Here is a 16,972-nt window from a genome sequence, read left to right as displayed (position 1 = left end):
CGGTGAGGGGGGGATTCGAACCCCCGATACGTTGCCGTATACACACTTTCCAGGCGTGCTCCTTCAGCCACTCGGACACCTCACCATATTGTCTTGCTGCTCACCTTGGGTGGGCAACGGGGCGCTACTATAGGGAGTTGCGCTAAAACGGTCAAGCATATTTTTTTCTTTCTTTACCGTTCGGTTAAGCAATGAACACTGCCCCGTCGATTCATCGACGGGGCAGCTATTTTAACGCTGGGAATCCAGCTTTTCGTTGTTCTTCACGACATCCTGCGCCTTGCTGTAGCTTTCAATCAGCAACTGGTACGCCGGGAAGACTTTGGTATACACCTCAGCCCACTCGGCGGCATCCGGACGGTTCCAGGTGCGCTGCAGTTCAGAGGCTACCGCGGCGGTATCCATTGGCACTACGCCGGCCTGGACTACTCGCGCCAGGGTGATCTCCTGCGCCATTTTGCTGTAGGTACCGGAGGCGTCGATAACGGCAAACACTTTATAACCGTCGGCGACGGCGGCAATTGCCGGGAAAGCCATGCAGACGCTGGTAATGGTACCGGCGATGATTAAGGTTTTACGTCCGGTGGCTTTCACCGCTGCGACAAACTCCGGGTTGTCCCAGGCATTGATTTCGCCTTTACGCGCAATATATTTCGCATGCGGCGCGTTCTCATGAATTTCCGGAATCAACGGGCCGTTCGGGCCTTGCGGTACGGAAGCGGTGGTGATCACCGGGATCCCGGCAAGGGATGCCATTTTCGCCAGCGCGGCGGCGCGAGCGCGCAGTTCCGGCATCGGCATATCGCCAACGGTCTGGAACAGGCCGCTTTGGTGGTCAATCAACAGCATCGCGGTATCGTTAACATCAATCACCGGACGAGAACCGTTAAAGTTAGCTGGAGTAGACATATTCTTCACCTCAATTTCGTTAGATTTGGCCAAAACGGCCGCTGTTAAAATCGCGAATTGCCTCGGCAATTTGCGTTTTGGTATTCATCACAAACGGGCCGTAGCCCACGATCGGCTCCTGCAGCGGCTCGCCGGCCATCAGCAGAACCTTCGCGTCGGAGCCCGCTTCCAGATGGAAGGCTTCGCCTTTCTGGCTCAGCACTACCAACTGTCCTTCCCGGGCGTTTTCCGTACCGTTAACGGTGACTTCGCCTTCTAGTACGACCAACGCGGTGCTCCAGCCTTCCGGCTGATGCAACGTCACATCGTGACTTTGCTTGAGCTGCATATCCCACACGTTCAACGGTGAGAATGTGTGCGCTGGGCCGGCGACATCGCCGTAACGTCCGGCAATCACTCTGACGGTCCCGGCATCGTCTTCCAGCGTCGCTTGCGGAATGACGTCTGCGGTAATGCTCTGATAGCCCGGAGTCGTCATTTTGTCTTTCGCCGGCAGATTGACCCACAGCTGCATCATTTTCAGTTCACCGCCGGAGCGGGTGAACGCTTCGGAGTGGAACTCTTCATGCAGTATCCCGGCGCCAGCCGTCATCCACTGCACGTCGCCTGGGCCGATAACGCCGCCTCTGCCGGTTGAGTCGCGATGCTCTACTTCGCCGGAGTAGACAATGGTGACGGTTTCGAATCCGCGATGCGGATGCTCGCCGACGCCGCGTTTACCGTTTCCCGCCGGAAAAGTGTGCGGGCCGGCGTAGTCGAGCAGTAAGAACGGGCTCAGTTGTTCGCCGTGGGTCTGGTAAGAAAACATTGAGCGAACCGGGAAACCGTCGCCCACCCAGTGCTGCGAAGGGGCGGTGTAAACGCCAGTAATCTGTTTCATGGTTATCTCCTGCATGTCTGTATCTGATGTGAATAAGCTTATATCTGGAGCTAATATTCCGGTAGATAGCGAAAATGACCTATACTGTTCTAAAAATGGAACGATGGAGAGAAGGATGCATGACCTCAACGATCTGGCCTGGTTTGTTCAGGTGGTAGACCATGGCGGTTTTGCCGCTGCCGGTCGGGCGCTCGACCAGCCTAAATCCAAACTCAGCCGCCGCATTGCGCAACTGGAAGAACGCCTGGGCGTGCGCCTGATTCAACGAACCACCCGACAGTTCGCCGTAACGGAAGTCGGCCAAACCTTCTATCAACACTGCAAGGCGATGTTGATAGAAGCCGAAGCGGCGCATCAGGCGGTAGAAACGCTGCAGTCTGAACCGCGCGGCAGCGTTAAGCTCACCTGTCCGGTAACCCTGTTGCATGCCCATGTTGGCCCGATGCTGGCGCGCTTTATGGTGCGATACCCAGGGGTGACGCTACATCTGGAAGCCACTAACCGGCGGGTGGACGTGGTGGGCGAGGGGGTTGATGTGGCCATCCGCGTGCGGCCAAGGCCATTTGAAGATAGCGACCTTGTCATGCGGGTGTTGGCCGATCGCGGCCATCGCCTGGTGGCGAGTCCGGCGCTGATCGCTCGTCTTGGGCGCCCACAGGCGCCGGCGGAATTGAGTACCTGGCCGGGGCTAAGTATTGGCGCCGGAAAACATCAGCATAAATGGCAATTGACCGGCCCGGAGGGGGCGCGAGCCGAGGTTTATTTCACCCCTCGAATGGTGACCAGCGATATGCTGGCGCTGCGCGAGGCGGCTATGGCGGGCGTTGGCGTGGTACAGCTTCCTTTATTAATGGTGCGCGATCAGCTGGCATCAGGGGAGCTTGAAATCGTGCTTGATGAGTGGCAACCGCGACGGGAAGTCATTCACGCGGTGTTTGCCTCGCGGCGCGGTTTATTACCTTCCGTCAGAGCGTTGGTGGATTATCTCAGCGAGGAGTATCAGCGCATGGAAGAGGATTAGCTTAGGCTCTTTTCCCCGGCGGCGCTGCGCCTGGACGGGCTACTGGTGGTGCGGCCTGCGGGGTTCCCGGCGACGCTGCGCCTGGACGGGCTACTGGTGGTGCGGCTGTGGGATTCCCGGCGGCGCTGCGCTTGGCCGGGCTACTGGTGGTGGTGGGGCCTGTGGGAATTCCCGGCGGCGCTGCGCCTGGCCGGGCTACTGGCTGGTGGTGCGGCCTGTGGGATTCCCGGCGGCGCTGCGCTTGGCCGGGCTACTGGTGGTGCGGCCTGTGGGGTTTCCCGGCGGCGCTGCGCCTGGACGGGCTACTGGTGGTGCGGCCTGTGGGATTCCCGGCGGCGCTGCGCTTGGCCGGGCTACTGGCTGGTGGTGCGGCCTGTGGGATGGGTAGCCCGGGCGAGGCATTTATGCCGACCCCGGGAAGGGCGGCGGTGCCACATGCGAAAAAAGAGCCCGTACTTTCGTACGAGCTCTCATCTCGAATATGGCGGTGAGGGGGGGATTCGAACCCCCGATACGTTGCCGTATACACACTTTCCAGGCGTGCTCCTTCAGCCACTCGGACACCTCACCATATTGTCTTTCCCGTTGTTGCTGGGAACGGGCGCTAATGTAGGGAAATACGTATCTCCCGTCAATCAACTTTTTTAAAAAAAGATGCGTTTAGCCAAACTTCAAACAACTTGCTTCTTAAACGCGCGGGAATCGTTTTTTTTGTCACCATTCTCTTTATTCCTCGATAGCGATACGAAATTTGTTATGCTGGCAAACCAATACAAAACAAAGAGTAAAACACGACGCAAACCTCAACCTACTCACGCGTCAGTAATCAGGAGTCATTATGGAGATTATTTTTTACCACCCGACGTTCGATACCCCGTACTGGATAGCAGAGTTGGAAAAACATCTGCCGGGAGCGCGCGTTCGTGAGTGGAAACCTGGCGACAATCAACCAGCCGACTATGCGCTGGTCTGGCATCCACCGGTAGAAATGCTTCAGGGACGCGAGCTGAAAGCGGTTTTTGCTCTCGGCGCTGGCGTGGATTCCATTCTTAGCAAGCTGCGGGAGCATCCGGAAATGCTGCCGCTTTCTGTCCCGCTGTTCCGCCTCGAAGATACCGGCATGGGACTGCAGATGCAGGAATATGCGGTAAGCCAGGTACTGCACTGGTTCCGTCGCTTTGATGATTATCATGCGCTGAAGCAGGAATCCCGCTGGCAACCCTTGCCGGAATACCGCCGCGAGGATTTCACTATTGGCATCATGGGGGCAGGGGTGTTGGGCGGCAAAGTTGCGGAAAGCCTGTTGCGCTGGGGATTCCCGCTGCGCTGCTGGAGCCGTAGCCATAAATCCTGGCCGCAGGTCGAGAGTTTTGCCGGTCAGGAAGAGTTGGGCGCGTTTCTCCGAGAAACCCGCGTGCTGATCAACCTGTTGCCAAATACCGCTGAAACCGTCGGTATCATCAATAAAACGCTACTGTCCCAGTTGCCGGATAACAGCTATGTTCTGAACCTTGCCCGCGGCGTGCATATCGTCGAGCCGGATTTACTGGCGGCGCTTGATAGCGGCAAACTGAAAGGGGCGATGCTGGATGTCTTTAGCCGCGAACCGCTGCCGAAAGAGAGCCCGCTGTGGGCGCATCCGCGCGTGGCCATGACGCCGCATATTGCCGCCGTTACCCGTCCGCAGGAAGCAATTGCCTATATTGCCAGCACCATTAGCCGCCTGGAGCGTGGTGAAACGGTCAGCGGGCAGGTCGACCGCCAGCGCGGCTACTAATCGATAACCCCGCTACGGCGGGGTTTTTACTGATCATGACTCCTGATTCCTGCTATTCTTGCCACAAACAGAGGAGGAGATTGTGATGTATCCTGTTGACCTGCACATGCATACCGTCGCCAGCACCCACGCCTACAGTACCTTGCATGACTATATTGCCGAGGCCAAACGTAAAGGCATCAAACTTTTTGCCATCACCGATCACGGCCCGGATATGGCCGATGCCCCGCACTACTGGCATTTCGTCAATATGCGTATCTGGCCGCGTCTGGTTGATGGCGTCGGCATCCTGCGCGGCATTGAAGCGAATATCAAAAATACCCAGGGTGAAATTGACTGTACCGGACCAATGCTGACCTCGCTGGATCTGATCATTGCCGGTTTTCATGAGCCGGTATTCCCGCCTCAGGATAAAGCCACCCACACTGAAGCGATGATTGCCGCGATTGCCAGTGGCGCAGTCCACATGATTAGCCATCCTGGTAATCCGAAGTTCCCAATCGATATTCCGGCGGTGGCCGAAGCGGCGGCAAAGCATCATGTGGCGCTGGAAATTAATAATTCCTCTTTCCTTTCGTCGCGTATTGGTAGTGAGGATAATTGCCGGGCGATCGCCGCCGCCGTGCGTGATGCGGGTGGTTGGGTGGCGCTGGGTTCGGACTCGCATACCGCCTTTACCCTTGGCGAATTTACCGAATGCCGCAAAATTCTCGACGCGGTGAATTTCCCGGAAGAGCGGATCCTTAACGTCAGCCCGCGTCGACTACTGAATTTCCTCGAATCGCGTGGGATGACGGCGATTGCGGAATTTGCAGACCTTTAATTTGAACCACTGGAACATATTGTATGAATGAATTTTCAATCCTCTGTCGCGTGCTGGGCTCGCTGTATTATCGTCAACCGCAGGACCCGCTGTTGGTGCCGCTGTTCACGCTGATTCGCGATGGCAAGCTGGCCGCCAGTTGGCCGCTGGAACAGGATGAATTACTGGAGCGTCTGCAGAAGAGTTGTGATACCCAGCCGTTAACCGCTGATTATAACGCCCTGTTCGTTGGGGAAGAATGTGCGGTCTCGCCTTATCGCAGCGCGTGGGTTGAAGGGGCAACTGAAGCGGAAGTTCGTGGTTTTCTGACGCAACACGGCATTCCTACTGGCGAAGGCCCAACCGATCATATTGGATCCTTACTGCTGGCCGCATCATGGCTTGAAGATCACGCCACGGAAGATGAAAGCGAAACGCTGGAAACGTTATTTGCCGATTATCTATTACCGTGGTGCGGTACCTTCCTTGGAAAAGTGGAGGCGCATGCGCAAACCGCATTCTGGCGCACCATGGCGCTATTAACGCGTGAAGCGATTTCCGCCATGTGGGATGAACTGCAGGAAGAAAACGACGAATAAATGTGACTAAAGTCACTTTTATTGTGAAACAGCAAACTCACGCTTTCATATTGTGTGTTCTGGATCGCATTTGGTTGCCGCGTATCTGCTATGATACGCGGCATGAACATACTCTTCGCAATCGCACTCACGACGGGCATTCTCTCCGGTATCTGGGGATGGGTGGCGGTCTCACTTGGCCTGCTGAGCTGGGCCGGATTCCTCGGCTGTACGGCCTATTTCGCGTGCCCACAAGGCGGCCTGAAAGGGCTGTTGATTTCTGCCTGCACGGTCATGAGCGGCGTGATATGGGCGCTGGTGATTATTTACGGTAGCGCGCTGGCGCCGCAGTTAGAAATCCTCAGCTACGTGATGACCGGAATAGTCGCCTTCCTGATGTGTATTCAGGCGCGCCAGCTGCTACTTTCTTTTGTTCCCGGAACCTTTATCGGCGCATGCGCGACGTTTGCCGCGAGCGGCGACTGGCGCATTGTCGTGCCGTCTCTGGCGCTGGGATTGGTCTTCGGCTATGCCATGAAAAACAGCGGACTGTGGCTGGCGGCACGAGCGGCAAAGAGCAAGTCTCTGGCTAACGATAACGTCTGATTTTCTTCACATTTCCTCGATGACAGGAGCAAGGCTCCTGTCACGCACTACATGAAAGCTTTTTTGCATCAACCCCTCTTCGATTGTTTTTTCCTCTTAATGCAGACATTTTGAGCAAACAAACCATAATAATTTGATACCGTTTGCAAAAACGGAGAGAAAAAAGTATCAACAGGTACTTCATATATATACTGATTTTGTATGTAGTTGCTTGTATTCAACTGCGCTCATGGATGATTTGTAAGGTTTTTTTGACCGTTACGCAGAGGGGTTTTGCCGTGAAAAAAATGACTGGCGTACTACTTGCTACAGTTTGTTTCCTTCCCGCTTTATTGACGTTTTCAACTACCTCTAACGCCGCAAGCGGCGTGATTCGTTTCCACGGCGGCGTTGTCGAGCCGCCTTGTAAAATTCGTTCTTCAGAAGATCAGGTCTCGATGGCCTGCGCTAAGCAGAAGTCAGTCACTTTTTCTGCTCAGCAGGTAGCCCGAGGGGATCTGCAACATGCCAATATCAAATCTACGCAATTAACCTACATTAATCCTCAGCACACTAACGCTATCCTCGAAGTGAATTATCGTTAACAGTACAGCCCCTGCCGGACCTGCAGGGGTTTTCCCGTCTCTCACCTGATATTCCCCCGCAGATTTTTTGTAGCAAAATCAAGATGAATCGGTTTTGTTATCAAAAAGAAAACAAAAAGTAATATATTTGTGTTTTGTAACGCAATCATTGCCTTGCCGTAGTCGGGCGGCGCAGTGCGCTCAGGGATGGCCTGTTGCTTCTTTGCTATTCATACAGAGGAGTCTGCCGTGATAAAAAAAATCCACGCCTTAGCTGTGCCATGTCTGATGTTGTCATGCTTATTTGGCTCAGTGAATGCCGCGCCGACCGGCAGCGTTGTCGCCATTTACGGGCAGGTCGTTGACCCTTCCTGCGAGGCCAATAGTATGAATGGTAAGATTGAAATGGCCTGCCCGCGGCTGGGTAGCCAGGCGATTTCGCCGCAGGTGCTGACGACGGGGAATTACAGTAATGACGCCGTCGGTTCGACACAATTAAAGTATATTGATCCGCAACATACCCGCGCTATCCTCGAAGTGAATTATCGCTAATTACTGACCCTCAGGCTTTCGCCTTGGGGTCTATCATGCCATAGTAGACATCACTCTGAGTATGAAGACGTTTGCCGACAGGAGGGGGAAATGGTGGTTCAACCTGAAGTGGTTCTCGGCGATATTACGACGTTGCAGGTAGATGTTATTGTCAATGCGGCAAACCCATCATTACTGGGCGGCGGCGGCGTTGATGGCGCCATTCATCGCGCAGCCGGCCCGGAACTACTGGCGGCGTGCAAAATAGTTCGTCAGCAGCAGGGCGAATGTCCTCCGGGGCATGCGGTTATCACCAGCGCCGGTAATCTACCGGCCAGCGCGGTGATTCATGCGGTCGGCCCCGTCTGGCACGGCGGCGGCGAGCAAGAAGCCGAATTACTGGCGGATGCCTATCGCAATAGTCTGTTGCTGGCGGCAGCCAATAATTATCGTTCTATTGCTTTTCCGGCTATCAGCACCGGCGTATATGGCTATCCGAAACAGGCGGCGGCGGAAATTGCGGTGAAAACGGTGAATGCTTTCCTCACCCGATATAATCCGCTGGAACGGGTGTGCTTCGTCTGCTTTGATAACGAAACGGCGGAGATCTATCAGCGATTATTGCGGGCGGAATGAATCGTTACACCGGCAGCACGCGGGCGCGCTGCCGGTTGAGGCGTTTAGTTAACCGACACCGGCGTTTTAGCCGGCTTTTGCTGCGGTTTACCCGAGAACAGGAAGCGGAGCAGCGGAATACGTAGATGGATTTCGTACAATATCAGCGCAATCCCCACCACAAATACCAGCCCGGTGATAAAACCTAACAGGTTCGATTTTATTATCGGCGTAATCCATGCCCCATACAGCAGAGTCAGCGGATGGTGCACCAGGTAGATAAACAGCGAGGCGTTGACGAAGTAAGTCACCCGTGCGGACTGGAAGTTGAGTAGGCGGTGGCCCAGTGAGAACACCACGTTTACCATCCACAGCCCCAGTACCATCGTAATCACTGATTCGGTTTCATACATCCAACCATCGCCAGAACCATACTGCTGGTTAAGACGATAGGCGATAAAGCCCAGCAGTGCGCCAACAAAACACCACGGTGATGAGGTGGTGAACATCGCTTTCAGCCGCGGATTGATGAACGTCTGCGCGCCGAGAATAAAAAACGGCAGATAGAACAGGGTCTGCATCACGATGAAGTTAAACAATCCGTTACTGAGAATCGGCGGATAAATAATAAAAATGGTGCGACGGATCACCGCGTACAATACGCCAAGTCCCAGAAAAATCAGTGATAATTGACTGAATGTGACGGTGTCACCAAAACTGTTGTCCTGCTTTTTCCGCCGATTGGCCAGCCACTTAAACAGCACTACCCCAGCGGTGGTCAGCACCACGAGCACCAGCAAAAACCACAGATGGGAGATAAGCTCCCAGGCCAGGGTGTTGAATTTGTCATAGCCGGAGAGCGTATGCCAGTCCTGGGCTTTACCATTGACGTATTGCAGCATCAGAAACTGCGGCAGCGTAAGCAGCGGGATCGCGGTGAGCATCGGGATGCCAACTCGCTCTACGCGCACTTTCCACCATTTCTTCAGCGGATAGCGGAGAAACAGCATGTATGAGAAATAGCCGGAAATAACAAAGAAGACCTGCATACGGAAGGCATGGATAAAATCGTTGAACAGCGTTAGCCCCCAGGAGGGCTCCAGGCTATTCACATGCCAGCTGTGGCTGGAGTAGATAAGTGAGATGTGAAACGGGATCCCCAACAGCATCAGCCAGGCGCGGATACTGTCGAAGAAATATTCACGTTCTACTGGTGTTTTATTCATAAATTCACAACAATCTCAGACAATTCGTCTTATCACTCAGGGCGATAACGGGTACATTGCCAGCAACCCTACATGAACTCAGGGTATCTGTCTCCAGGATAAGTACGCAAAGTGCAATATGGGACAGAGAACTGTTTATTCCCTGGTCCGCTAAGCTGAACAATGCAGGGATTATGTTGTCGGATTGCCTGAGTTTCCATTAAAATAGATCGGATCGATTTAAGCACACAAAGGGGGAAGTGCTTACTTACTATGAAACATAAACCACAGATGATGAAAATGCGTTGGTTAAGCGCAGCCGTAATGTTGTCCCTGTGTACTTCATCTGCATGGGCATTCAGCATTGATGACGTAGCAAAACAGGCGAAAACGTTAGCCGGGAAAGGCTATGAAGCGCCGAAAAGTAACTTACCCTCCGCCTTCCGCGATATGAAATACGCGGATTACCAGCAAATCCAGTTCAATCACGATAAAGCCTACTGGAATAACCTGAAGACCCCGTTCAAGCTGGAATTTTACCACCAGGGTATGTATTTCGACACGCCGGTTACTATTAATGAAGTGACCAGCACCAGCGTACGTAAAATTAAATATAGCCCGGATTATTTTAATTTTGGCAATGTTCAGCACGATAAAGACACGGTGAAAGACCTTGGTTTCGCCGGTTTCAAAGTACTGTATCCGATCAATAGCAAAGACAAGAATGACGAAATCGTCAGCATGCTCGGTGCCAGCTACTTCCGCGTTCTGGGCCAGGGTCAGGTATATGGGCTTTCCGCCCGCGGCCTGGCTATCGATACCGCGCTGCCGTCCGGCGAAGAGTTCCCTCGCTTCCGCGAGTTCTGGATTGAGCGTCCGAAAGCGACCGATAAACGCTTAACCATCTATGCGCTGCTGGATTCCCCGCGTGCGACCGGCGCCTATCGTTTTGTGATTATGCCAGGCCGCGACACCGTGGTTGATGTGCAGTCGAAGGTCTATCTGCGCGACAAAGTCGGCAAGCTTGGTGTGGCGCCGTTGACCAGTATGTTCCTGTTTGGGCCGAACCAACCGTCGCCGACCACCAACTATCGTCCGGAATTACATGACTCCAACGGTCTGTCGATTCTTGCCGGTAACGGCGAGTGGATCTGGCGTCCGCTGAATAACCCGAAACATCTGGCCGTTAGCAGTTATGCGATGGAAAACCCGCAAGGGTTTGGCCTGCTGCAGCGTGGCCGCCAGTTCTCCCGCTTTGAAGATCTCGACGATCGTTACGACCAGCGCCCGAGCGCGTGGATCACCCCGAAAGGCGACTGGGGTAAGGGTAAAGTCGAATTGGTTGAAATCCCGACCAACGATGAAACCAACGATAATATCGTCACCTACTGGACCCCGGATCAGCTGCCGGAACCAGGCAAAGAGATGAACTTCAAGTACTCCATTACCTTTAGCCGTGATGAAGACAAACTGCATGCCCCAGACAACGCTTATGTGGTGCAGACTCGCCGCTCAACCGGTGATGTGAAGCAGTCTAATCTCATTCGCCAGCCAGATGGCACTATCGCTTTCATCGTTGATTTCACCGGCGCTGACATGAAAAAAATGGCGGCGGATACTCCGGTAACGGCGCAGGCGAGCATCGGCGATAATGCCGAAATCGTGGAAAACTCCGTGCGCTATAACCCGGTTATCAAAGGTTGGCGTATGACCCTGCGCGTGAAAGTGAAAGATCCGAAGAAAACCACGGAAATGCGTGCGGCGCTGGTCAATGGCGATCAGACGCTGAGCGAAACCTGGAGCTATCAGCTGCCTGCCAATGAATAAGATAACGAATTATATCGACGCATTGCCGCTGTCGGATGCTGAAAAGGCCGCATTACCTGATGCGAGCCTGCAAGCCGTACATGAAGCGCTTGACGCAGAGCATCATCATTTTCCGCGCGATGAAGATTCCCCGTTAGGATCGGTTAAAGCGCGGCTGGAGCATAGCTGGCCGGACTCTCTGGCCGGCGATCAGCTGGTGAAAGATGATGAAGGGCGCACGCAGCTTCATGCGATGCCGAAAGCGAAACGTTCCTCGATGATCCCCGACCCGTGGCGCACCAACCCGGTAGGCCGCTTCTGGGATCGCCTGCGTGGCCGTGACGTGACCCCGCGCTATCTCTCTCGCCTCACGCAAGAAGAGCGTGAAAGCGAACAGAAATGGCGTACCGTCGGCACCATTCGCCGCTACATTTTGCTGCTGCTGACGCTGGCGCAAACGGTAGTGGCTACCTGGTATATGAAGACCATCCTCCCTTATCAGGGCTGGGCGCTGATCAATCCATCCGATATGGTTGGCCAGGATCTGTGGGTCTCCTTCATGCAATTACTGCCGTACGTATTGCAGAGCGGCATCCTGATCCTCTTCGCGGTACTGTTCTGCTGGGTCTCGGCCGGTTTCTGGACCGCCCTGATGGGCTTCCTGCAATTGCTGATCGGGCGTGATAAGTACAGTATTTCGGCATCCACCGTTGGCGACGAGCCGCTGAACCCGGAACACCGGACCGCGCTTATCATGCCTATCTGTAACGAAGATGTTGACCGCGTGTTTGCCGGCCTGCGCGCCACTTGGGAATCGGTGAAAGCGACGGGTAACGCTGCGCATTTTGACGTTTACGTGCTCAGCGACAGCTACGACCCGGATATTTGCGTTGCCGAACAGAAAGCGTGGATGGAATTGATTGCCGAAGTGCAGGGTGAAGGCCAGATCTTCTATCGTCGCCGTCGTCGTCGTGTGAAGCGTAAAAGCGGCAACATCGATGATTTCTGCCGTCGCTGGGGTAGCCAGTATAGCTACATGGTGGTGCTCGACGCTGACTCAGTAATGACCGGCGAGTGCCTGAGCGGGCTGGTGCGCCTGATGGAAGCGAATCCGAATGCCGGGATCATCCAGTCTTCGCCGCGCGCTTCCGGTATGGATACCCTTTATGCGCGCTGCCAGCAGTTCGCCACCCGCGTGTACGGCCCGCTGTTTACCGCCGGGCTGCACTTCTGGCAGTTAGGTGAATCGCACTACTGGGGTCACAACGCCATTATCCGCGTGAAGCCTTTCATCGAACACTGCGCGCTGGCGCCGCTGCCGGGCGAAGGTAACTTTGCCGGCTCGATTCTTTCGCATGACTTCGTGGAAGCCGCGCTGATGCGTCGTGCGGGGTGGGGCGTTTGGATCGCCTACGATCTGCCTGGCTCCTATGAAGAGCTGCCGCCGAACCTGCTGGATGAACTGAAGCGTGACCGCCGCTGGTGTCAGGGTAACCTGATGAACTTCCGCCTGTTCCTGGTGAAAGGGATGCACCCGGTACACCGTGCGGTGTTCCTGACCGGCGTCATGTCCTATCTGTCGGCGCCGCTGTGGTTTATGTTCCTCGCGCTGTCGACGGCGCTACAGGTCGTGCACGCCCTGACCGAGCCGCAGTACTTCCTGCAGCCGCGTCAGCTGTTCCCGGTATGGCCGCAGTGGCGTCCGGAGCTGGCTATCGCGCTGTTTGCCTCGACCATGGTGCTGCTGTTCCTGCCAAAACTGCTGAGTATCATTCTGGTGTGGTGCAAGGGGCCGAAAGAATACGGCGGCTTCTTCCGCGTGACGCTTTCCCTGCTGCTGGAGGTGCTGTTCTCGGTGCTGCTGGCGCCGGTACGCATGCTGTTCCATACCGTGTTCGTGGTCAGCGCGTTCCTTGGTTGGGAGGTGGTGTGGAATTCACCGCAGCGCGATGATGACTCAACGCCGTGGGGCGAGGCCTTTATGCGTCATGGTTCACAGCTGCTGCTGGGGCTGGTATGGGCGGTGGGCATGGCGTGGCTGGATCTGCGTTTCCTGTTCTGGCTGGCGCCGATCGTCGTGTCGCTGATCCTCTCTCCGTTTGTCTCGGCGATTTCCAGCCGCGCGACGGTAGGTCTGCGCACTAAGCGTTGGAAATTGTTCCTGATCCCGGAAGAGTATTCGCCGCCGCAGGTACTGAAAGATACCGATGCTTACCTGACTCTGAACCGTCAGCGTTCGCTGGGCGATGGCTTTATGCATGCGGTGTTTAACCCATCGTTCAACGCCCTGGCGACGGCAATGGCAACGGCGCGTCACCGCCACGGTCATATCCTGGATATTGCCCGTGAACGCCACGTTGAGCAGGCGCTAAATGAAACGCCTGATAAGCTTAACCGCGATCGTCGGCTGGTGCTGTTAAGCGATCCGGTAACGATGTCGCGCCTGCACTATCGCGTGTGGAACTCCCCGGAGAAATACTCCTCCTGGGTGGGTGAGTATCAGAAACTCACGCTGAACCCGCTGGCGTTGAAAACGAAGTAAGCCGTACGTTAAGGAAAATACCGGCAATTATGCCGGTATTTTTTTGCCTGAGAGGAAGTGAATGAGAATATTTCTGCTTATCGCCATGACGCTGGTCCTCAGCGGCTGCGGCAGCATTATTAGCCGTACGGTGCCGGGGCAGGGCCATGGCAACCAGTATTACCCCGGTGTACAGTGGGATGTTCGCGATTCAGGCTGGCGCTATCTGACTATTCTCGATCTGCCATTCTCGCTGGTATTCGATACGCTGTTGCTGCCGCTAGACGCCAGCCATGGTCCCTACGAGTAATTAACGCTCATCCCACTCATCGGCTGCGGTTTGCCCCTCTTCGGTATCCAGGGAGGGCTCCAGCTGAAACTCGCCTTCGTCCCATTCGTGTAGCGTATTCTCTTCCACCCACTCCTGGCGTAGCTCGATTTCGTCATAATCGCCGTCAAATACGCTCTGTGCCGCCTCACCACTGAGCATGGGCAAACACTCGCCTTCTTCATCTTCGCTGGCGAAGAATTCGGCCCGCCAGGCGATATCGCCGTCCTGGAGAATGTATTTCTGCATATTGAACTGTTCGATATCGGCACTTTCTTCATCGCTGTCGGGATTATCGGCCAAAAACTCTTCCCGGGCGGCGTCGATTGCCTCTTCGAGCGTGGCGTAGAAAACTGATTCCGTTGACATAGCTAACCCCCTAAGAAGAATGAAAAAGGACACGTTTCAATCTATAGAAGGCGGTTAGCCTGGCGTCAAGGCAGAGTAGCGCTGAAGCGCTTAATTTACCGAACGTTTACCCGAGCCTCCGTCATCCGCTGAAGCGTTGTGCCGTGGGCGGCGCAGACTGATGGTTGAGTAAAAGGCGTTAAACAGGACGACGCAGGCGGTGACGAGGAACACGGCGCGGAAGCCGTAGTTGGCCGAGACCGAGGCGCCGATTAAAGGGCCGGTGACGTTGCCGATATCGCGAAACGACTGGTTATAGCTGAAGATACGTCCCGAAATCTGGCTGGTGGAGTTGTAGACCAGCAGAGTTTGTACGGCGGGTAACAGCGCGCCGTCGGCGGCGCCGAGCAAAAAGCGCAGAATGCCTAGCTGCAGCGGCGTCTGTACGAAGGACATCGGGATTAACAGCAGCACGGAAATAACCAGAGCAACTATCAGGATCTTTTCCGGCCCAATGCGATCGCCGAGCTTGCCTAAACGTGGCGCGCTCAATAGGGCGGCAATGCCGGGTACGGAAGCAATCATGCCGCTAATAAAGGCGATATTACTGACGTTACCTGCCAGGTCGCGCACGTAGAGCGTCAGGATCGGCGCAATGGAGCCGGTAGCGACCTGGATAATCAATGAGGTGACGAACAAGCTCAGCACCAGTTTAGGATTCTTAAGCGAACCGAAAACGTCCCTGGTATTGAGCATCTCTTTTTTGTTCACCGGAACAAAGTTTTCGCGGATTAAAAACAGGGTGAACAGGAAGCAGATAAACAGCACCGTGGCGGTCATAAAGAAGACGGTGCGCAACCCCCAGTGGTCGGCAAGGAAACCGCCAGCCAGTGGGCCGAGCAGGGCGCCGCTTACCGCGCCGGTTGAAAGCGTTCCTAGCGCCCAGCCGCTTTTCTGACGGGGGATCTGGGTGGCGATCAGCGCATTGGCATTGGGGATAAATCCGCCCAGTAAACCCAGCAGCGCGCGCAGGATCAGGAATTGCCATATGTTCTGCGCCATGCCCATCAGCATCATGACGATAGCCATCCCCAGCGCCGAACGCAGCAGCATAATCTTACGCCCTTTACGGTCGGCTAATCCGCCCCAGAACGGCGAGGCAACGGCGGAAAAGAGGAAGGTTATGCTAAAGACCAGCCCTGACCACATATTCAGCGCGCTATGGCCGGTGACGCCCAACTGTTCGACGTAGAGCGGCAAAAAAGGCATCACGAGGCTAAAGGCGGCGCCGGTTAAAAAGCAGCCAAGCCAGGTGACGGTAAGATTTCGTTTCCAGTTAATAGGTGTATCAGCAGACGACATAAGGTCTCACTGGCCCGCGGCGCGGGTCAAAATAAAGGAAAATATGAGCCTGCTAATTATGCGCCTGAGAAATGGTTGTCGCAATGGAGCATAGCTTTTAAAGCTAAAGGAGTATTTAAGAGGACTGGCGGTAGAATTTATCCGGGCAGAGAACCGCCCGGATAGTGAGTCAATCAGTAGCGCGAAGGCACGCCTTCCGGACGGGTTTTAAAGCGGCGATGCAGCCACATATATTGCTCTGGCGCCATCAAAATGCATTTTTCGACGATTTTGTTCATCCACGCGGCGGTGGTTTCTGCGTTTTCCAGAGGCGGATCGCATTCCGGCGGCAGCATGATGAGCTCATAGCCTTTGCCATTCGGTTTGCGCCGTGGGACGAATGGCACAATGCACGCTTTAGACATTTTCGCCAGCATCCAGGTCCCGGAAGTTGTGGCGGCCTGCTCGACGGCGAACAGGGGGGCGAAGACGCTGGCGGTCGGGCCGTAGTCATGGTCCGGGGCATACCAGACCACTTCGCCTTTTTTCAGCGCGCGGATCATGCCTTTGAGATCTTTACGGTCAATCATATCTTTGTTGGAACGCAGGCGGCCCCAGGTCTGCAGCCAGTCGATAACCGGGTTGTCATTCGGGCGATAGACGCCGATACCGGGTTGGTTCATGCCGAACATGCGCGCACCCATTTCCAGCGTCAGGAAATGAATGCCAATCAGCAGGATACCGCGGTTTTGTGCCTGCACGTCGCGGACATGTTCAAAGCCGATGGTGTCTGTCCAGCGCGCAATGCGTCGGGTTGGCCAGAACCATGCCATCCCGGTTTCCATCAGGCCCATGCCGACGGACTCAAAGTTTTGTACTACCAGTTGATGACGCTCTTGCTCGCTCTTCTCAGGAAAGCAGAGCTCCAGATTGCGATAAGCGATTTTTGCGCGGCGTTTCATAAAACGCATCGCCAGACGACCAATGGCATTACCGAGACGGTAGATAACCGGATAAGGGAGTTGGACAACTAACCACAACAGGCCTATGCCCAGCCAAAGCAGCCAGTAGCGCGGGTGGAGCAGCGCGGCGGAAAATTTCGGTAAATGGGTCATTTCATACCTGTCTGATTAAACAACGC

At 55.0% G+C, this 16,972-nt stretch carries 18 protein-coding genes and 2 tRNA genes; 12 read left to right on the top strand and 8 right to left on the bottom strand.

The window, feature by feature from the left end; genetic code table 11:
- From PGR23_RS16620 to PGR23_RS16610, 3 genes are all read right to left on the bottom strand, one after another.
- A tRNA-Ser gene (locus tag PGR23_RS16620) sits at positions 1-85 on the bottom strand.
- Positions 86-231: 146 nt separating this feature from the next.
- Entirely contained in the window at positions 232-909 is a 678-nt protein-coding gene (locus PGR23_RS16615; protein WP_015367229.1) for an isochorismatase family protein, read from the bottom strand.
- 19 nt (positions 910-928) lie between these two features.
- Positions 929-1,789: a pirin family protein gene (locus PGR23_RS16610; protein ID WP_047050064.1), complete on the bottom strand. Its 861-nt coding sequence runs from the start codon at positions 1,787-1,789 to the stop codon at positions 929-931.
- A gap of 115 nt (positions 1,790-1,904) precedes the next feature.
- Here PGR23_RS16610 and PGR23_RS16605 point away from each other — a divergent pair, with 115 nt between their 5' ends.
- A complete protein-coding gene (locus PGR23_RS16605; RefSeq protein WP_047046926.1) occupies positions 1,905-2,810 on the top strand; it encodes a LysR family transcriptional regulator in 906 nt (301 codons plus the stop codon).
- 107 nt (positions 2,811-2,917) lie between these two features.
- Entirely contained in the window at positions 2,918-3,301 is a 384-nt protein-coding gene (locus PGR23_RS16600) for a hypothetical protein (protein WP_430915639.1), read from the top strand.
- On the opposite strand, the gene PGR23_RS16595 is transcribed toward PGR23_RS16600, so the two are convergent.
- Positions 3,293-3,380: transfer RNA gene (locus PGR23_RS16595), tRNA-Ser, on the bottom strand. The genes PGR23_RS16600 and PGR23_RS16595 overlap by 9 nt on opposite strands.
- 268 nt (positions 3,381-3,648) lie before the next feature.
- On the opposite strand from PGR23_RS16595, the gene ghrA reads away from it, so the two are divergent.
- From ghrA to ymdB, 7 genes are all read left to right on the top strand, one after another.
- The gene (gene ghrA / locus PGR23_RS16590) at positions 3,649-4,587 is read left to right on the top strand and encodes a glyoxylate/hydroxypyruvate reductase GhrA (RefSeq protein ID WP_045393613.1); all 939 of its coding nucleotides are present in this window, start codon (positions 3,649-3,651) and stop codon (positions 4,585-4,587) included.
- A gap of 85 nt (positions 4,588-4,672) precedes the next feature.
- On the top strand, positions 4,673-5,410 hold the full coding sequence (locus tag PGR23_RS16585; RefSeq protein WP_047046923.1) for a phosphatase: 738 nt from the start codon (positions 4,673-4,675) through the stop codon (positions 5,408-5,410).
- Positions 5,411-5,433: 23 nt separating this feature from the next.
- On the top strand, positions 5,434-5,988 hold the full coding sequence (locus tag PGR23_RS16580; RefSeq protein ID WP_045393616.1) for a TorD/DmsD family molecular chaperone: 555 nt from the start codon (positions 5,434-5,436) through the stop codon (positions 5,986-5,988).
- Positions 5,989-6,090: 102 nt separating this feature from the next.
- On the top strand, positions 6,091-6,573 hold the full coding sequence (locus tag PGR23_RS16575) for a DUF1097 domain-containing protein (RefSeq protein WP_045386447.1): 483 nt from the start codon (positions 6,091-6,093) through the stop codon (positions 6,571-6,573).
- A gap of 287 nt (positions 6,574-6,860) precedes the next feature.
- Positions 6,861-7,157: a fimbrial assembly protein gene (locus tag PGR23_RS16570; protein WP_226473727.1), complete on the top strand. Its 297-nt coding sequence runs from the start codon at positions 6,861-6,863 to the stop codon at positions 7,155-7,157.
- 228 nt (positions 7,158-7,385) lie between these two features.
- Positions 7,386-7,688: a hypothetical protein gene (locus tag PGR23_RS16565; RefSeq protein ID WP_052766969.1), complete on the top strand. Its 303-nt coding sequence runs from the start codon at positions 7,386-7,388 to the stop codon at positions 7,686-7,688.
- A gap of 90 nt (positions 7,689-7,778) precedes the next feature.
- Entirely contained in the window at positions 7,779-8,303 is a 525-nt protein-coding gene (gene ymdB / locus PGR23_RS16560) for an O-acetyl-ADP-ribose deacetylase (RefSeq protein ID WP_045393619.1), read from the top strand.
- 44 nt (positions 8,304-8,347) lie between these two features.
- On the opposite strand, the gene mdoC is transcribed toward ymdB, so the two are convergent.
- On the bottom strand, positions 8,348-9,508 hold the full coding sequence (gene mdoC, locus PGR23_RS16555) for a glucans biosynthesis protein MdoC (RefSeq protein WP_045393621.1): 1,161 nt from the start codon (positions 9,506-9,508) through the stop codon (positions 8,348-8,350).
- A gap of 252 nt (positions 9,509-9,760) precedes the next feature.
- Here mdoC and mdoG point away from each other — a divergent pair, with 252 nt between their 5' ends.
- The 3 genes from mdoG (at position 9,761) to PGR23_RS16540 (ending at position 14,124) form a co-directional block, all read left to right on the top strand.
- Positions 9,761-11,314, top strand: coding sequence for a glucans biosynthesis protein MdoG (gene mdoG / locus PGR23_RS16550; RefSeq protein WP_047046915.1), 1,554 nt, complete (start codon positions 9,761-9,763; stop codon positions 11,312-11,314).
- A complete protein-coding gene (gene mdoH, locus PGR23_RS16545; protein WP_396279766.1) occupies positions 11,307-13,835 on the top strand; it encodes a glucans biosynthesis glucosyltransferase MdoH in 2,529 nt (842 codons plus the stop codon). Before mdoG ends, mdoH begins: the two co-directional genes overlap by 8 nt.
- 61 nt (positions 13,836-13,896) lie before the next feature.
- A complete protein-coding gene (locus PGR23_RS16540; protein WP_045393628.1) occupies positions 13,897-14,124 on the top strand; it encodes a YceK/YidQ family lipoprotein in 228 nt (75 codons plus the stop codon).
- Here PGR23_RS16540 and PGR23_RS16535 read toward each other — a convergent pair whose 3' ends face one another.
- The 3 genes from PGR23_RS16535 to PGR23_RS16525 all read right to left on the bottom strand — a co-directional run bounded on the left by PGR23_RS16535 (position 14,125) and on the right by PGR23_RS16525 (position 16,946).
- A complete protein-coding gene (locus tag PGR23_RS16535) occupies positions 14,125-14,511 on the bottom strand; it encodes a MysB family protein (protein ID WP_045393629.1) in 387 nt (128 codons plus the stop codon). It abuts the gene before it with no gap.
- Positions 14,512-14,601: 90 nt separating this feature from the next.
- Positions 14,602-15,852: a multidrug efflux MFS transporter MdtG gene (gene mdtG / locus PGR23_RS16530; RefSeq protein ID WP_396279765.1), complete on the bottom strand. Its 1,251-nt coding sequence runs from the start codon at positions 15,850-15,852 to the stop codon at positions 14,602-14,604.
- Between the two features lie 173 nt (positions 15,853-16,025).
- Positions 16,026-16,946: a Kdo(2)-lipid IV(A) acyltransferase gene (locus PGR23_RS16525; protein ID WP_396279764.1), complete on the bottom strand. Its 921-nt coding sequence runs from the start codon at positions 16,944-16,946 to the stop codon at positions 16,026-16,028.
- Between the last annotated feature and the right edge of the window lie 26 nt (positions 16,947-16,972).

It is taken from the genome of Klebsiella sp. 141162 (assembly GCF_050600755.1).
GTDB lineage: Bacteria > Pseudomonadota > Gammaproteobacteria > Enterobacterales > Enterobacteriaceae > Klebsiella > Klebsiella aerogenes.
This window is presented reverse-complemented; position numbering and strand designations above follow the sequence as displayed.

What these genes read in the sequence shown, in the direction of transcription:
- PGR23_RS16615 (WP_015367229.1), bottom strand. Translation starts at nt 909, where the DNA reads ATGTCTACTCCAGCTAACTTTAACGGTTCTCGTCCGGTGATTGATGTT.
- PGR23_RS16610 (WP_047050064.1), bottom strand. Translation starts at nt 1,789, where the DNA reads ATGAAACAGATTACTGGCGTTTACACCGCCCCTTCGCAGCACTGGGTG.
- PGR23_RS16605 (WP_047046926.1), top strand. Translation starts at nt 1,905, where the DNA reads ATGCATGACCTCAACGATCTGGCCTGGTTTGTTCAGGTGGTAGACCAT.
- ghrA (WP_045393613.1), top strand. Translation starts at nt 3,649, where the DNA reads ATGGAGATTATTTTTTACCACCCGACGTTCGATACCCCGTACTGGATA.
- PGR23_RS16585 (WP_047046923.1), top strand. Translation starts at nt 4,673, where the DNA reads ATGTATCCTGTTGACCTGCACATGCATACCGTCGCCAGCACCCACGCC.
- PGR23_RS16580 (WP_045393616.1), top strand. Translation starts at nt 5,434, where the DNA reads ATGAATGAATTTTCAATCCTCTGTCGCGTGCTGGGCTCGCTGTATTAT.
- PGR23_RS16575 (WP_045386447.1), top strand. Translation starts at nt 6,091, where the DNA reads ATGAACATACTCTTCGCAATCGCACTCACGACGGGCATTCTCTCCGGT.
- PGR23_RS16570 (WP_226473727.1), top strand. Translation starts at nt 6,861, where the DNA reads ATGACTGGCGTACTACTTGCTACAGTTTGTTTCCTTCCCGCTTTATTG.
- ymdB (WP_045393619.1), top strand. Translation starts at nt 7,779, where the DNA reads ATGGTGGTTCAACCTGAAGTGGTTCTCGGCGATATTACGACGTTGCAG.
- mdoC (WP_045393621.1), bottom strand. Translation starts at nt 9,508, where the DNA reads ATGAATAAAACACCAGTAGAACGTGAATATTTCTTCGACAGTATCCGC.
- mdoG (WP_047046915.1), top strand. Translation starts at nt 9,761, where the DNA reads ATGAAACATAAACCACAGATGATGAAAATGCGTTGGTTAAGCGCAGCC.
- mdoH (WP_396279766.1), top strand. Translation starts at nt 11,307, where the DNA reads ATGAATAAGATAACGAATTATATCGACGCATTGCCGCTGTCGGATGCT.
- PGR23_RS16540 (WP_045393628.1), top strand. Translation starts at nt 13,897, where the DNA reads ATGAGAATATTTCTGCTTATCGCCATGACGCTGGTCCTCAGCGGCTGC.
- PGR23_RS16535 (WP_045393629.1), bottom strand. Translation starts at nt 14,511, where the DNA reads ATGTCAACGGAATCAGTTTTCTACGCCACGCTCGAAGAGGCAATCGAC.
- mdtG (WP_396279765.1), bottom strand. Translation starts at nt 15,852, where the DNA reads ATGTCGTCTGCTGATACACCTATTAACTGGAAACGAAATCTTACCGTC.
- PGR23_RS16525 (WP_396279764.1), bottom strand. Translation starts at nt 16,946, where the DNA reads ATGACCCATTTACCGAAATTTTCCGCCGCGCTGCTCCACCCGCGCTAC.